Source organism: Pseudomonas serbica, assembly GCF_028823535.1.
Classification (GTDB): Bacteria; Pseudomonadota; Gammaproteobacteria; order Pseudomonadales; family Pseudomonadaceae; genus Aquipseudomonas; species Aquipseudomonas serbica.
On sequence record NZ_JAQIYM010000005.1, the window covers coordinates 88359 to 103321 of the forward strand.

The 14963-nt window shown below is 63.2% G+C and carries 9 protein-coding genes; 4 read left to right on the forward strand and 5 right to left on the reverse strand.

The window, feature by feature from the left end; genetic code table 11:
* Positions 1–82: 82 nt before the first annotated feature.
* On the reverse strand, positions 83–1999 hold the full coding sequence (locus tag NQL71_RS09475; RefSeq protein WP_046819507.1) for an ATP-binding cassette domain-containing protein: 1917 nt from the start codon (positions 1997–1999) through the stop codon (positions 83–85).
* A 212-nt stretch (positions 2000–2211) separates the two neighbouring features.
* On the opposite strand from NQL71_RS09475, the gene NQL71_RS09480 reads away from it, so the two are divergent.
* Complete coding sequence (locus tag NQL71_RS09480) at positions 2212–4140, forward strand: transglycosylase SLT domain-containing protein (RefSeq protein ID WP_046819506.1); 1929 nt, start codon at positions 2212–2214, stop codon at positions 4138–4140.
* 168 nt (positions 4141–4308) lie between these two features.
* On the opposite strand, the gene NQL71_RS09485 is transcribed toward NQL71_RS09480, so the two are convergent.
* The gene (locus NQL71_RS09485; RefSeq protein WP_077183936.1) at positions 4309–6081 is read right to left on the reverse strand and encodes an ABC transporter transmembrane domain-containing protein; all 1773 of its coding nucleotides are present in this window, start codon (positions 6079–6081) and stop codon (positions 4309–4311) included.
* A gap of 259 nt (positions 6082–6340) precedes the next feature.
* Here NQL71_RS09485 and NQL71_RS09490 point away from each other — a divergent pair, with 259 nt between their 5' ends.
* A complete protein-coding gene (locus NQL71_RS09490) occupies positions 6341–6520 on the forward strand; it encodes a PA1571 family protein (RefSeq protein WP_046819504.1) in 180 nt (59 codons plus the stop codon).
* Positions 6521–6578: 58 nt separating this feature from the next.
* Here NQL71_RS09490 and pdxB read toward each other — a convergent pair whose 3' ends face one another.
* The gene (pdxB, locus tag NQL71_RS09495; RefSeq protein ID WP_274642562.1) at positions 6579–7721 is read right to left on the reverse strand and encodes a 4-phosphoerythronate dehydrogenase PdxB; all 1143 of its coding nucleotides are present in this window, start codon (positions 7719–7721) and stop codon (positions 6579–6581) included.
* 269 nt (positions 7722–7990) lie between these two features.
* Here pdxB and NQL71_RS09500 point away from each other — a divergent pair, with 269 nt between their 5' ends.
* The gene (locus tag NQL71_RS09500; protein WP_046819569.1) at positions 7991–9394 is read left to right on the forward strand and encodes an MATE family efflux transporter; all 1404 of its coding nucleotides are present in this window, start codon (positions 7991–7993) and stop codon (positions 9392–9394) included.
* A gap of 173 nt (positions 9395–9567) precedes the next feature.
* Here NQL71_RS09500 and tusA read toward each other — a convergent pair whose 3' ends face one another.
* Both tusA and rlmM read right to left on the reverse strand, forming a co-directional pair.
* Positions 9568–9819: a sulfurtransferase TusA gene (gene tusA / locus NQL71_RS09505; protein WP_046819502.1), complete on the reverse strand. Its 252-nt coding sequence runs from the start codon at positions 9817–9819 to the stop codon at positions 9568–9570.
* A 209-nt stretch (positions 9820–10028) separates the two neighbouring features.
* Positions 10029–11102 carry a 23S rRNA (cytidine(2498)-2'-O)-methyltransferase RlmM gene (rlmM, locus tag NQL71_RS09510; protein ID WP_274642563.1) on the reverse strand — a complete coding sequence of 358 codons (1074 nt, stop codon included), beginning with the start codon at positions 11100–11102 and terminating at the stop codon, positions 10029–10031.
* A gap of 222 nt (positions 11103–11324) precedes the next feature.
* On the opposite strand from rlmM, the gene acnA reads away from it, so the two are divergent.
* Positions 11325–14066, forward strand: coding sequence for an aconitate hydratase AcnA (acnA, locus tag NQL71_RS09515; protein ID WP_274642564.1), 2742 nt, complete (start codon positions 11325–11327; stop codon positions 14064–14066).
* Positions 14067–14963 lie beyond the last annotated feature (897 nt).

Here is a 14963-nt window from a genome sequence, read left to right on the forward strand (position 1 = left end):
GGATTGCAACAACCTTCAGGTCTCCATATGAAAAGCCCGGCGTTCACCTGTGTGAAGCCGGGCTTTTTTATTACCGGATCAATCAGGCATCCAGTTCGGCCCAACGCTCGACCATCACGTCGAGTTCAGCCTGCAACTGCGCCAACTGATCGATCACTGCCGCAGTTTCCGCAGCCGGACGCAGATAGAAACCCGCATCGGCCATCTGTGCCTCAACGGCGGCGATCTGCTGCTCCATGGCTTCGATCTGCCCCGGCAACGCCTCCAGCTCACGCTGCAACTTGTAGCTGAGCTTCTTCTTCGCCACCGGCGCTTCGGCGGCGGCGACGGGCGCAGGTGCGGCCGTCACGACAGCGGAGTTCAGGTCGGCCTTGCCCGACTTGCTCTCGGTCACGCCCAGCAAGCGCGGCGAGCCGCCCTGGCGCAGCCAGTCCTGATAACCACCGACGTACTCGCGAACCTTGCCTTCGCCTTCGAAGACCAGGGTGCTGGTGACCACGTTGTCGAGGAATGCCCGGTCGTGGCTGACCATCAGCACGGTGCCGTTGAAGGTCAGCAGGACCTCTTCGAGCAGCTCGAGGGTTTCCACATCGAGGTCGTTGGTCGGTTCGTCGAGCACCAGCAGGTTGGCCGGCTTGCTGAACAGCTTGGCCAGCAACAGGCGGGCACGCTCACCACCGGACAGCGCCTTGACCGGCGTGCGGGCACGCTGCGGGCTGAACAGGAAGTCGCCGAGGTAGCTCAGCACGTGGCGGCTCTGGCCATCGATGTCGATGAAGTCGCGACCTTCGGCGACGTTGTCGATCACGGTCTTTTCCAGATCCAGCTGGTGGCGCAACTGGTCGAAGTAGGCAACGTCGATCCGGGTGCCCTCTTCCACCTTGCCGCTGGTGGGCTGCAGGCCACTGAGCATCAGCTTGAGCAACGTGGTCTTGCCGGTGCCGTTGGCGCCGAGCAGACCGATGCGGTCGCCGCGCTGCAACACCATCGAGAAATCCTTGATCAGGAACGGACCACCCGGGTGAGCGAAGCTCACGTTATCGAGCACCATCACCTGCTTGCCGGACTTGTCGGCGGTTTCCAGCTGGATGTTGGCCTTGCCGGTGCGCTCGCGACGCTCGCTACGCTCGACGCGCAGGGCTTTCAGGGCGCGTACGCGGCCTTCGTTGCGGGTACGACGGGCCTTGATGCCCTGGCGAATCCACACTTCTTCCTGGGCCAGGCGCTTGTCGAACAAGGCGTTGGCTGTCGCCTCGGCGGCCAGCTCGGCTTCTTTGTGCACCAGGAAACTGGCGTAGTCGCCGTTCCAGTCGATCAGGCCACCGCGGTCCAGTTCGAGGATGCGGGTCGCCAGGTTCTGCAGGAAGGAACGGTCGTGCGTGATGAACAGCACGGCGCCCTGAAAATCCTTCAGCGCTTCTTCCAGCCAGGCGATTGCACCGATGTCCAGGTGGTTGGTCGGTTCGTCGAGCAGCAGCAGGTCTGGCTCGGACACCAGGGCCTGGGCCAGCAGCACACGACGACGCCAGCCACCGGACAATTCGGCGAGGGTCTTGTCGGCCGGCAACTGCAGGCGGCTCAGGGTGCTGTCGACCAGGGTTTGCAAACGCCAGCCGTCACGGGCTTCGAGGTCGTGCTGGACGTGCATCAGCTTGTCCAGGTCGGCGTCGGTGACGATGTTCTGGCTCAGGTGGTGATATTCGGCGAGCAACGCACCGACACCGTCCAGGCCTTCGGCAACCACGTCGAACACAGTCCGCTCGTCGGCTACCGGCAATTCTTGCGGCAATTCGCCAATCTTGAGCCCGGGTGCGCGCCAAACCGAGCCGTCATCGGGCTTCTGGTCGCCCTTGACGAGCTTCATCATGCTGGACTTGCCAGTGCCGTTGCGGCCGATGATGCACACCCGCTCTCCACGGGCGATCTGCCAGGACACCTTGTCCAACAACGGCATAGCGCCGAAAGCAAGGGACACATCGCTGAATTTGAGCAGGGTCATGAGCTTCTCCAAAAACCGGGCGCGCATTCTACCTGAAACGGGGCTCCAGCAGGCCGGCATTTTCACTGTGGCAGCACTCTGCACGACAAATGTTGCGAACTGATGCAGACAGCTCGGCAAAGCTTTCGCCCGTTGCTGGCAAAAGGCTAAGCTACAGATAATCAGTGCGGGGATCGCCAGCACTTGTCATGTTTTTTCTGTCCGGACGTCTCATGCGCAGTCGCCTTTTCAAACTCTTGTCCTGTTTTCTACTTTCTGCCGCTGCCGTTCAATCCGCACAGGCGGTGGACCTGTCCACCCAACGCCAATACTACGACGAAGCCAAGCGTGCCCTGGCCAAGGGCGACACCGGTCCGTATTTCCGTTACAGCCAGGCCCTGGCCGACTATCCGCTGGAACCGTACCTGGCCTACGACGAGCTGACCGCGCGCCTGAAGACCGCGAGCAATGCCGAGATCGAGAAATTCCTCGCCGAACACGGCGACCTGCCCCAGGCCAACTGGATGAAGCTGCGCTGGTTGCGCTGGCTGGCCGAACGTGGCGACTGGGCAACGTTCGTCAAGTATTACGACCCCAAGATGAATTTCACCGAACTGGATTGCCTGAACGCGCAGTACCAGATCAGCCACAACCAAAAGACCGAAGGCTACGCCAACGCCAACAAGCTCTGGCTGACCGGCAAGACGCAACCGGCGGCCTGTGACGCTTTGTTTGGCATGTGGGCCGCCGAAGGCCAGTTGACCGAGCAGAAACGCTGGGAGCGCGCCAAGCTCGCCGCCCAGGCGCGCAACTACCCACTGGCCAACAGCCTGGTCAATGGCTTGACCACGCTCGCCCCGCGTGGCCGCCTGCTGATCGATGTGGCGCAGAAACCGGAGCTGCTCAATTCGCCGTCGCGCTTCACCCCGGCCGACGAACCGATGTCTGACGTGGTCAGCCTCGGCCTGCGCCGTCTCGCCCGCCAGGACCCGGACAGGGCGATGGCCCTGCTCGACGGTTATGCCAGCAGCATGCACTTCTCTCGTGATGAAAAAGTGGCCATCGCTCGGGAAATCGGGCTGACCCTGGCACGACGCTTCGACAGCCGTGCACTGGAAATGATGACCAAGTACGACCCGGAACTGCGCGACAACACCGTGTCTGAATGGCGCATGCGCTTGTTGCTGCGCCTGGCGCGCTGGGACGATGCCTACCAGTTGACGCGTCGCCTGCCCCAGGACCTCGCCACCACCAACCGCTGGCGCTACTGGCAGGCCCGCAGCCTGGAACTGGCGCAACCGCAGAACCCCGAAGCGCAAACCCTCTACAAGAACCTTGCTCGCGAGCGCGATTTCTATGGTTTCCTCGCCGCCGACCGTTCGCAGTCGCCCTATTCGCTGAACAACAAACCGCTGGTGCTCAGCCAGGCGCTGATGAACAAGGTGCGCAACACCCCCGGTATACGTCGCGCCCTGGAATTTCATGCCCGCGGGCAAATCGTCGACGGTCGCCGCGAGTGGTACCACGTCAGCCGCCACTTCAATCGCGACGAAATGGTCGCCCAGGCAAAACTGGCCTATGACCTGAAGTGGTATTTCCCGGCGATTCGCACCATCAGTCAGGCGCAGTACTGGGACGACCTGGACATCCGCTTCCCGATGGCCCACCGCGACACCCTGGTCCGTGAAGCCAAGGTCCGTGGCCTGCATTCCAGCTGGGTATTTGCGATTACTCGCCAGGAAAGCGCCTTCATGGACGACGCCCGTTCCAGCGTCGGCGCCAGCGGCCTGATGCAATTGATGCCGGGAACCGCCAAGGAAACCGCACGCAAGTTCAGCATTCCGCTGGCCTCGCCGCAGCAAGTGTTCAACCCGGACAAGAACATTCAGCTTGGCGCCGCCTACCTGAGCCAGGTCCACAGCCAGTTCAACGGCAACCGCGTCCTCGCCTCCGCCGCCTACAACGCCGGCCCGGGCCGCGTACGCCAGTGGCTGCGCGGTGCGGACCACCTGAGCTTCGACGTCTGGGTGGAAAGCATCCCGTTCGACGAAACCCGCCAGTACGTGCAGAACGTGCTGTCTTATTCGGTGATCTACGGCCAGAAACTCAACTCACCGCAGCCGCTGGTGGATTGGCATGAGCGGTATTTTGACGATCAGTGACAGGCGTCTCTGAGCATTGCGCTGGTCTCGCGGGCGCCTTCACTCGTAGGCGCCCGGCTTGCCGGCGAAGGCGTCCTTGAGCGTTGCGCTGGTCTTTCGGGCCTCTTCGCTGGCAAGCCAGCTCCTACAAATTATTTGGGCGGCGAATGTTCGGTAGGCGCCCGGCGCCTAAAGTTCGGGGACGGTCTGGCCATCACTGAACTGCAACGCCGCCAGCCGCGCATATAACGCATTGTTCGCGATCAGCGACTGGTGCGTTCCCACCGCTACCAGCTTGCCCTGATCCATCACCGCAATACGATCGGCGTTCTTGACCGTGGCCAGGCGGTGGGCGATGACCAGGGTGGTGCGGTTTTTCATCAGGCTCGGCAGCGCTTGCTGGATCAGGTGTTCGCTCTGGGCGTCGAGGGCGCTGGTGGCTTCGTCCAGCAGCAGGATGGGCGCATCCACCAACAGCGCGCGAGCGATGGCCAGGCGCTGGCGCTGGCCGCCGGACAAGCCGAGGCCGCCGTCGCCCAGGTGGGTCTGGTAGCCGTTGGGCATGGCTTCGATGAAGTCGTGGGCGTAGGCGATTTTTGCCGCTTCGCGGACCTCGGCCGAGGTCGCCGTCGGGTTGCCGTAGCGCAGGTTGTCCTCGATGCTGCCGAAAAACAGCGCCGGGGTTTGCGAGACCAGGGCGAAGCAGCGCCGCAGATCCAGCGGATCGAGCTGGGTCAGGGGCACGCCATCGAGCAGGATCCGCCCTTCGGCGGGGTCGTAAAAGCGCAGCAACAGGTCATACACCGTGGATTTGCCGGCCCCGGAGGGCCCGACCAATGCCAGGGTTTCCCCGGCCTGGATGGTCAGGCTGAGGCCATCGACGGCGTAGCTTTCAGGGCGCGAGGGGTAGCAAAAGCGCACGTCCTGCAACACCAGATCGCCTTTCACCCGCTCGGGCAAGGTCACCAGACCGGACGTCGGCGGCTGGATGATGTTCTGCGCCCGCAGCAACTCGGCGATCCGCTCCGCCGCGCCCGCCGCACGCTGCAACTCGCCGATCACCTCACTCAAGGTACCAAACGCACTGCCGACGATCAGGCTGTAGAACACGAACGCCGCCAGCTCACCCGCGGAAATCCGCCCGGCAATCACGTCCATGCCGCCGACCCAGAGCATGACGCCCACGGCGCCCAGCACCAGCACGATCACCAGGGTAATCAACCAGGCCCGCTGGAAGATGCGCTTGCGCGCCGTGTCGAACGCTTCCTCCACAGTGACGGCGAAACGCTGTTCATCCTGGGCCTGGTGGTTATAGGCCTGCACGGTCTTGATCTGGCCCAGGGTCTCGGACACATAGCTGCCGATATCGGCAATGCGGTCCTGGCTCAGGCGCGACAGGCTGCGCACCCGCCGTCCGAAAATCAGGATCGGCGCGATCACCAACGGCAAGGCAATCACCACGATGCTGGTGAGTTTTGGATTGGTGACGAACAGCAGGACGATCCCGCCGATCACCATCAGCAAGTTGCGCAGGAACAGCGACAGGGAGGAGCCAATCACCGATTGCAGCAGCGTGGTATCGGCGGTCAGCCGTGACTGGATCTCGGAGCTGCGGTTGTCCTCGTAGAACCCCGGGTGCAGGTAGACCAAGTGATTGAACACCCGGCGGCGGATGTCGGCGACGCAGCGCTCGCCGATCCACGACACCAGGTAAAACCTGGCAAAGGTACCGACCGCCAGGCCGACCACCAGCAGCATGAACAGACCGATGGACTGGTTGAGCAAATGCGGCGACTGGGTCATGAACCCTTGATCCACCAGCAGGCGAATGCCCTGCCCCATGGACAAGGTAATGCCCGCCGTAACGACCAGCGCGAACAGGGCACCCAGCGCTTGCCAGCGATAAGGCGCAATGAATCGACTGGCCAGGCGAATCGCACGACGGTGACGAACTGTGAGCATTTGCATCATCCATAACGGAATAATTGATAGGTGCAGCGTACACCGACCAGCGGGTGGAACCGGTTGAATCAGAATGAGTCAGGTTAATTATGACCGTGCCGTCTAGTCCCTAGACACTATTGGTCTAAAGTTGCGGTAGCCATGTCGGGATATTTCTGGTCGACTGGCGATGCCGTTCAGGAGCGATCGCAGGGAGTTGTCACAGCCTGGTCACCTGACGGTTCTAATCTAGGCACACAACCTGATGAGGAGACAGGCCATGTCCTTGCAACAACGCAGCGACGACAAGATTGAAGTGATCCGCACGCAGCCAGACCAGTCTCTGGGGTGCTCGATAATCGATGAACAAGGCCGCGAAGTGCCGATCACTGAAAAAATGATCCAGAAAGCGTGCAGCGAACTGGAGAAACGATTGGTCAAGCCTGCCGAAGAAAAGTGATGTAGCCACCGTCTTCATTGACCCGGCCCATCAGGGCCGGGTTTTTATTGCCTGAAATTCAGACAACCGTCGCGCCCAGCGCCGCCACGATCTGCTGCAACGCCGGCGCCTGCCCGTCGATGCGCACCTGCAACCCGTCGATCTCGCGCCGCGAGGGATAGTTCTTGCGCAGCCCATCGAACGCCGCACGCTGCTCACTCACACTGCCTACAAGGCTGCGACGAAAATCCGCGTCATCACGGCGCGGGTCGTACACACCACGGCACAACATCGCCAGGGCCCAAGCCGGATCGGTGTCCCCGCTCAAGGTCACCTGCGCCAGCCAGGGGGCTGGCAACAAGTCGTTCAGGCTGACCTGGGGCACTTGCCCGAGGAACGCGCAGTACGCCTGATAGATCTGCGCCGTGCCGCGCTGCTTGCCATCGAGGCTGTACCCGGCAATGTGCGGGGTAGCCAGCACGCAGAGTTCGGCCAGGGCCACGTCGACTTCGGGCTCGGCCTCCCAGACATCGAGTACCGCCTGCAGGTCTTCGCGCTGCAGCAGCACCTGGCGCAGGGCGCGGTTGTCCACCACCGGACCACGGCTGGCGTTGATCAGCCAGGTGCCGGGCTTGAGCTGATTCAGGCGTTTTTCATCGAACAGGTGCCAGGTCGGCTGGGCACCCCGGCGGGTCAGCGGGGTGTGCAGGCTGATCACGTCGCACTGTTCGATGATCTGCTCAAGGCTGACGTAATCGCCCCCTTCAGCGGCCTGGCGTGGCGGATCGCAGACCAGCACCTTCCAGCCCAGGCCCTGCAGGACCTTGACCAGCCGTCCACCCACCTCACCGGCACCCACCACCCCGTAGGTGCGCTGGGTCAGGTCGGCGCCTTCGATTTCAGCCAGGGTCAACAGGCTGCCGAGCACGTAGTCGACCACGCCCCGGGCGTTGCAGCCCGGCGCGCTGGACCAGGTGATGCCGGCCTGTTGGAAGTAGTCGAGGTCCAGGTGATCGGTGCCGATGGTGCAGGTACCGACGAAGCGCACCTTGCTGCCTTCCAGCAACTCACGGTCGACGCGGGTGACCGAGCGCACCAGCAGCACATCGGCCTGCTCGACCGTGGCGCGGTCGATGGAACGCCCCGGCACCCGGCGGATTTCACCGAAATGTTCGAAGAAGGCGTCGAGCAGGGGGATATTTTCGTCGGCAACGATCAGCATGTCAGGCTCCTTTGGCGGATCGGCAGTGTAGGCGTAGAGGGTAGCTGCCGCCTAGCACACATCGTGCAGGAGCGAGCCTGCTCGCGAAGAACGTGAAGGCGCCGCCCTTATTCAGATAGTCCTCGTCATCGTTGACGTCCATCGCGAGCAGGCTCGCTCCTGCAAGGGGGGGCAGGAATTACAAATCCTCAACACAGTGTTTTCCTGACCGCTGCGTCAACGCGTAGAATATGCATCCGCGCAGCAAACATATCTGGACGTTTTTACCCTTGAATTCCGTGACCACCCCCATCACCAACCCTTCCCTCTCCCGCCCCGCCCGGGTCCGCCTGGAGCTGAAAAACCTGCTCGGCCTGGCCTTGCCGATCATGATCGCGCAGCTGGCCACCACGGCGATGGGCTTCGTCGATGCGGTGATGGCCGGCCGGGTCGGGCCGCGCGACCTGGCGGCGGTGGCGCTGGGCAACTCGATCTGGGTGCCGGTGTTCCTGCTGATGACCGGCACCTTGCTGGCCACCACGCCGAAAGTCGCCCAGCGCTTCGGCGCCGGCACCCACAGCGAGATCGGTCCGATCGTGCGCCAGGCGCTGTGGCTGGCCCTGGTGGTGGGCCTGATCGCGACCGGCCTGCTGCTGTGCGCCGAACCGGTCTTGCGCGTGATGAAAGTTGATCCCGAACTGATCGGCCCCTGCATGCAGTACCTGCACGGCATCGCCAGCGGCTTGCCGGCGGTTGCGCTCTACCATGTGCTGCGCTGCTTCAGCGATGGCCTGGGGCGCACTCGCCCGGCGATGGTGCTCGGCCTGTGCGGCCTGGCGCTGAACATCCCGCTGAACTACGTGTTCATCTACGGGCACTTCGGCGTGCCGGCCATGGGCGGCGTCGGTTGCGGCTGGGCCACGGCCATCGTGATGTGGGTGATGGCCCTGGGCATGGCCGGCTGGGAGCGCTGGGCGCCAGCGTATCAGTCGAGCCAGCTGTTCAGCCGTTTCGACTGGCCGCAATGGTCGGTGATCAAGCGCCTGCTGGGCATCGGCCTGCCCATCGGCATTGCCGTGTTCGCCGAGTCGAGCATCTTCGCGGTGATCGCCCTGTTGATCGGCAGCCTCGGCGCCACCGTGGTCGCCGGCCACCAGATCGCCCTGAACTTCAGCTCGCTGGTGTTCATGATCCCCTACTCCCTGGGCATGGCCGTGACCGTGCGGGTCGGCCAGGCGCTGGGGCGCGAGCAACCCCGGGAAGCGCGTTTCGCCGCGGGCGTCGGCATGGGCACGGCGCTGGCGTACGCCTGCCTCTCGGCGAGCATGATGCTGTTGCTGCGCGAGCACATCGCGACCATCTACACGGCAGACCCGACGGTGATCAGGGTGGCGGCGATGTTGATCGTGTATTCGGCGCTGTTCCAGTTTTCCGATGCGATCCAGGTCACCGCAGCCGGTGCGTTGCGCGGCTACCAGGACACCCGGGTGACGATGATCCTGACGCTGTTCGCCTACTGGGGCATCGGCCTGCCGGTGGGCTACGCCCTCGGCCTGACCGACTGGTTCGGCACGCCAAGCGGCCCGAGCGGGCTGTGGCAGGGTTTGATCGTGGGCTTGAGCTGCGCGGCGCTGATGCTGTCGATCCGTTTGACGCGCAGTGCGCGCAAGCGGATTCGCAACGCCCTGAAATGACCTTGTAGGAGCTGGCTTGCCAGCGAAGGCGGCATGTCAGTCAACATTGATGGTGACTGACACGCCGCCTTCGCGAGCAAGCTCGCTCCTACAGGGTATTGTGGGTCAGTCCACATTGATGGTGGCTGATAGGCCGTCTTCGCTGGCAAGCCAGCTCCTACAAGGTTTATGGGTCAGCCGGATTTTTTGCGAATCCAATACAGATAAGTGCCGGCGTCTTCATGCTGCCCCACCAGCTCGTGGTCGAGAAACACGCAGAACTTGGGGATGTCGCGGCGGGTCGACGGGTCGGTGGCGATCACCTTGAGCAGGCCGCCGGGCACCAGGTCACGGATGTGCTGGTGCAGCATCATCACCGGCTCCGGGCAATTGAGGCCCGTGGCGTCGAGGGTGCCGTCTACCGGCGTATCAAGCAATTCACTCATGATTCACTCCTGAAACTTGCTGGCATTGTCGCCCATTGCCGGGTGTTCGGTCATCTGTGGCCTTTTACCGCCCCCCCGCCGATCGTTCCCACGCTCTGCGTGGGAATGCAGCCCGGGACGCTCCGCGTCCCTTCCAAAGCCGAACGCGGAGCGTCCGTTGAGGCATTCACACGCGGAGCGTGGGAACGATCGGCAGAGGGCCGGGGTTGTTAGCGGGATTTCGGTTTCTTCACGTCCAGCCGGCGCAGGTGGCAGGTCACTTCCTCACGGTCGTGGTACAGCTGCTTGCAACCGATCTCGACCTTGATGCCCCGTGCCTTGAAACCGTCGGCAATACGCTCCAGCAGGCGCTTCACCTCGACATAACGCTGCTTCATCGGCAACTTGAGGTTGACCACCGCCTCGCGGCAATGCCCCTCACCGATCCACTCCTCGAGCATCGCCGCGTTGCGGGCGGGTTTCTCGACGATGTCGCAGACCATCCAGTCCACCGGCTGCTTGGGCTTGAAGGTGAAACCGTCGGCCATCAGGTGCTGCACCAAGCCGGTGTCCATCAGGCTTTCAGCCATCGGCCCGTTGTCGATGGCGGTCACCAGCATGCCGCGGTTGACTAACTGCCAGGTCCAGCCGCCGGGCGCCGCGCCCAGGTCGACACCGGTCATGTCGCTGTGCAGGCGCTCGTCCCACTGGTCCCGCGGGATGAAGTGGTGCCAGGCCTCCTCCAGCTTCAGGGTCGACCGGCTCGGCGCCTCGCGGGGGAACTTCAGGCGCGGAATGCCCATCGGCCACATCGCCGAATTGTTCGACTCCGCCAGGCCGACAAACACTTCACGGCCACTCTTGAACGTCAGCAACAAGCGCGGCTTGGACGCATCGTCCACCAGCTTGCCGGCGCCGGTCAGCGCCTTGCGCAGCGGGCCTTCGAACTTCTTGCAGAAATTCGACAGCTCCTTGCCATCATTGGTGTCGACCACTTCCAGCCACAGGCTGCCGCAGGTCGGAAAATCCGCCAAATGCGCGAGGATCACGCTGATGCGGTCGCTTTCCGGCAGGTCGATGAAAATCCCCCGGGCCCACTGGCGCGGGAAGATCAGGTTGGCAAAACGCTGCCCGCGCATCAAACGCTCGGCGCCGTCTTCCTCGGTGCAGACAAACTCGGCGCAGGCGGTGGCCGCCTTGGCCTTGGCATAACCGGCCACGTTCAATTGTGCGGCGAGGTCGGAAATCTCGGAACAGACTTCACCTTCGAAGCCCGGCCGGCAATGCATGAAAAGGGTGTTCATTCTTACTCCTGGGCAGATGGCGAGACATTCAACCACTGCGCGATGCCCAGGCTTGCGCTAACGCAAAGCCTGTCACGAAAACCGGCGCATGATAGCCGACTTCGGAACCTCGGACTTGCCCATAGAGTCCAGTTATTAGCCAGCTACTTAAAACAGGGCTAGGTTTAGTGCTCTGCCCGTTCCCTCAGTCCGTACCCGTGCGGACTCAAAGGAGTGACCGTAATGCCGTCCCTCGATAGCTTGAAGACCCTTAAAACCCTGCAAGTCGACGACAAGACCTACCACTATTACAGCCTGCCGGAGGCCGCCAGGAGCCTGGGCGACCTGGACGCGCTGCCCATGTCGCTCAAGGTGCTGCTGGAAAACCTGCTGCGCTGGGAAGACGCCAAGACCGTTACCGGTGCCGACCTCAAGGCCATCGCCGCCTGGCTCAAGGAGCGCCGCTCCGACCGCGAAATCCAGTACCGCCCGGCGCGGGTGCTGATGCAGGACTTCACCGGCGTGCCCGCCGTGGTCGACCTGGCCGCCATGCGCGCGGCCATGGCCAAGGCCGGCGGCGACCCACAGCGGATCAACCCGCTGTCGCCGGTGGACCTGGTGATCGACCACTCGGTGATGGTCGACAAGTTCGCCACCAGCAGCGCCTTCGAACAGAACGTCGACATCGAAATGCAGCGCAACGGCGAGCGTTACGCCTTCCTGCGCTGGGGCCAGAGCGCCTTCGACAACTTCAGCGTGGTGCCGCCGGGCACCGGCATCTGCCACCAGGTCAACCTGGAATACCTGGGCCGCACCGTCTGGACCAAGGACGAGGACGGCCGCACCTACGCCTTCCCTGACACCCTGGTGGGCACCGACTCCCACACCACCATGATCAACGGCCTTGGCGTACTCGGCTGGGGCGTCGGCGGCATCGAAGCCGAAGCGGCGATGCTCGGCCAACCGGTGTCGATGCTGATTCCCGAAGTGATCGGCTTCAAGCTCACCGGCAAACTCAGGGAAGGCATCACCGCCACCGACCTGGTGCTGACCGTCACCCAGATGCTGCGCAAGAAAGGCGTGGTCGGCAAATTCGTCGAATTCTATGGCGACGGCCTGGCCGACCTGCCCCTGGCCGACCGCGCGACCATCGCCAACATGGCGCCGGAGTACGGCGCCACGTGCGGCTTCTTCCCGGTGGACGACGTGACCCTGAACTACCTGCGTCTGTCCGGCCGCCCCGACGCCACGGTCAAGCTGGTCGAGGCCTACAGCAAGGCCCAGGGCCTGTGGCGCCTGCCGGGCAAGGAACCGCAATTCACCGACAGCCTGGCCCTGGACCTGGCCAGCGTCGAAGCCAGCCTCGCCGGGCCCAAGCGCCCGCAGGACCGCGTCTCACTGCCGAACGTCGCGCAAGCGTTCAGCGACTTCATCGGCCTGCAACTCAAGCCCACCAGCAAGGAAGAAGGTCGCCTGGAAAGCGAAGGCGGTGGCGGCGTAGCCGTGGGCAACGCAGACATGGCCGGCGAAGTGGACTACGAATTCGAAGGCCAGACGGTTCGCCTGAAAAACGGCGCGGTGGTGATCGCCGCCATCACTTCCTGCACCAACACCTCCAACCCGAGCGTGATGATGGCGGCCGGGCTGCTGGCGAAAAAAGCCGTGGAAAAAGGCCTGCGGCGCAAACCCTGGGTGAAAAGCTCGCTGGCCCCAGGCTCCAAGGTGGTCACCGACTACTACAAGGCGGCCGACCTGACGCAGTACCTCGACACCCTGGGTTTTGCCCTGGTCGGCTATGGCTGCACCACCTGCATCGGCAACTCCGGCCCCCTGCCGGAGCCCATCGAAAAAGCCATCCAGAAGGCCGACCTGACCGTGGCCTCGGTGCTGTCGGGCAACCGCAACTTCGAAGGCCGGGTCCATCCGCTGGTGAAAACCAACTGGCTGGCCTCGCCGCCGCTGGTGGTCGCCTATGCCCTGGCCGGCACCGTACGCATCGACCTCAGCCGCGAGCCCCTGGGCGAAGACCAGAACGGCCAGCCGGTGTACCTGCGCGACATCTGGCCCAGCAGCCAGGAAATCGCCGAAGCGGTGGAACGGGTCAACACCGCCATGTTCCACAAGGAATACGCCGAAGTGTTCGCCGGCGACGAGCAATGGCAAGCCATCGAAGTGCCGCAAGCCGCCACCTACATCTGGCAGGACGACTCGACCTACATCCAGCACCCGCCGTTCTTCGACGACATCGGCGGCCCGCCACCGGTGGTCAAGGACATCAGCGGCGCGCGCATCCTCGCCCTGCTCGGCGACTCGGTAACCACCGACCACATCTCCCCCGCCGGCAACATCAAGGCCGACAGCCCGGCAGGCCAGTACTTGCGGGAAAAAGGCGTGGAACCGCGCGACTTCAACTCCTACGGCTCACGCCGCGGCAACCACCAGGTGATGATGCGCGGCACCTTCGCCAACATCCGCATTCGCAACGAAATGCTCCACGGCGAAGAAGGCGGCAACACCTACTACATCCCCACCGGCGAAAAACTGCCGATCTACGACGCCGCCATGCGCTACCAAACCACCGGAACCCCACTGGTGGTCATCGCCGGCCAGGAATACGGCACCGGCTCCAGCCGCGACTGGGCCGCCAAGGGCACCAACCTGCTGGGCATCAAGGCCGTCATCGCCGAAAGTTTCGAACGCATCCACCGCTCCAACCTGGTAGGCATGGGCGTACTGCCACTGCAGTTCAAGCTCGACCAGAACCGCAAGAGCCTCAACCTGACCGGCCGCGAAACCCTGGACATCCTCGGCCTGACCGGCGTGGAACTAACCCCACGGATGAACCTCACCCTGGTGATCACCCGCGAAAACGGCAGCCGGGAAAAAATCGAAGTGTTGTGCCGGATCGATACGCTTAATGAGGTGGAGTACTTCAAGGCGGGAGGGATTTTGCATTACGTGTTGCGGCAATTGATTGCGTCGTAAGTGCGTGGCTGTAAGTGTTGGTGCTTCAGGTGCCGTTGCTTCGGTGACGGCGCCTAAAGCCCTCCTTACAACCAGCCCAACTTGTAGGAGCCAGGTTTGCTGACGAAGGCATCCTCACAGCCAACCCATCACTCACGAATGTACCCAATCCACTGTAGGAGCGAGCTTGCTCGCGAAGGCGGCCTGACAGCCAACCCATCACTTACGAATGTACCCGATCAACTGTGGGAGATTCTATGTTGCAGGGGAACCCTGCAGCCTTAAATCCGGCTGGTATTCGCTCCGGCCTCTCGACGGGGCAAGAAAATCAAAAGCCAAAGCAAAAGCGAGGCGGCCAACCGGCCGGCCTGATCTGGACCCGTACGCGTTACCCCCTGTAGGAGCCGGCGTGCTGGCGATGGCGGCCTTATAGCCAACCAATCGCTCACGGATGTACTCAATCCACTGTGGGAGCCAGCCTGCTGGCGAAGGCGGACCGAAAGCCAACCCATCTCTCGCGGCTGTACCCGATCTACTGTAGGAGCTGGCTTGCCAGCGAAAGCGGCCTTGCCCCCCCAGCTACTCGCAGATGTACTCAATCCACTGTGGGAGCCAGCCTGCTGGCGAAGGCGGCCCGACAGCCAACCCATCTCTCTCGGCTGCACCCGATCTACTGTAGGAGCTGGCTTGCCAGCGAAAGCGGCCTTGCCCCCCAGCCACTCGCAGATGTACTCAATCCACTGTGGGGGCCAGCCTGCTGGCGAAGGCGGCCCGTCAGCCAACCCATCTCTCGCGGCTGTACCCGATCTACTGTAGGGGCTGGCTTGCCAGCGAAAGCGGCCTTGCCCCCCCAGCTACTCGCAGATGTACTCAATCCACTGTGGGAGCCAGCCTGCTGGCGAAGGCGGCCCGACAGCC

What these genes read in the sequence shown, in the direction of transcription:
- NQL71_RS09475 (WP_046819507.1), bottom strand. Translation starts at nt 1,999, where the DNA reads ATGACCCTGCTCAAATTCAGCGATGTGTCCCTTGCTTTCGGCGCTATG.
- NQL71_RS09480 (WP_046819506.1), top strand. Translation starts at nt 2,212, where the DNA reads ATGCGCAGTCGCCTTTTCAAACTCTTGTCCTGTTTTCTACTTTCTGCC.
- NQL71_RS09485 (WP_077183936.1), bottom strand. Translation starts at nt 6,081, where the DNA reads ATGCTCACAGTTCGTCACCGTCGTGCGATTCGCCTGGCCAGTCGATTC.
- NQL71_RS09490 (WP_046819504.1), top strand. Translation starts at nt 6,341, where the DNA reads ATGTCCTTGCAACAACGCAGCGACGACAAGATTGAAGTGATCCGCACG.
- pdxB (WP_274642562.1), bottom strand. Translation starts at nt 7,721, where the DNA reads ATGCTGATCGTTGCCGACGAAAATATCCCCCTGCTCGACGCCTTCTTC.
- tusA (WP_046819502.1), bottom strand. Translation starts at nt 9,819, where the DNA reads ATGAGTGAATTGCTTGATACGCCGGTAGACGGCACCCTCGACGCCACG.
- rlmM (WP_274642563.1), bottom strand. Translation starts at nt 11,102, where the DNA reads ATGAACACCCTTTTCATGCATTGCCGGCCGGGCTTCGAAGGTGAAGTC.
- acnA (WP_274642564.1), top strand. Translation starts at nt 11,325, where the DNA reads ATGCCGTCCCTCGATAGCTTGAAGACCCTTAAAACCCTGCAAGTCGAC.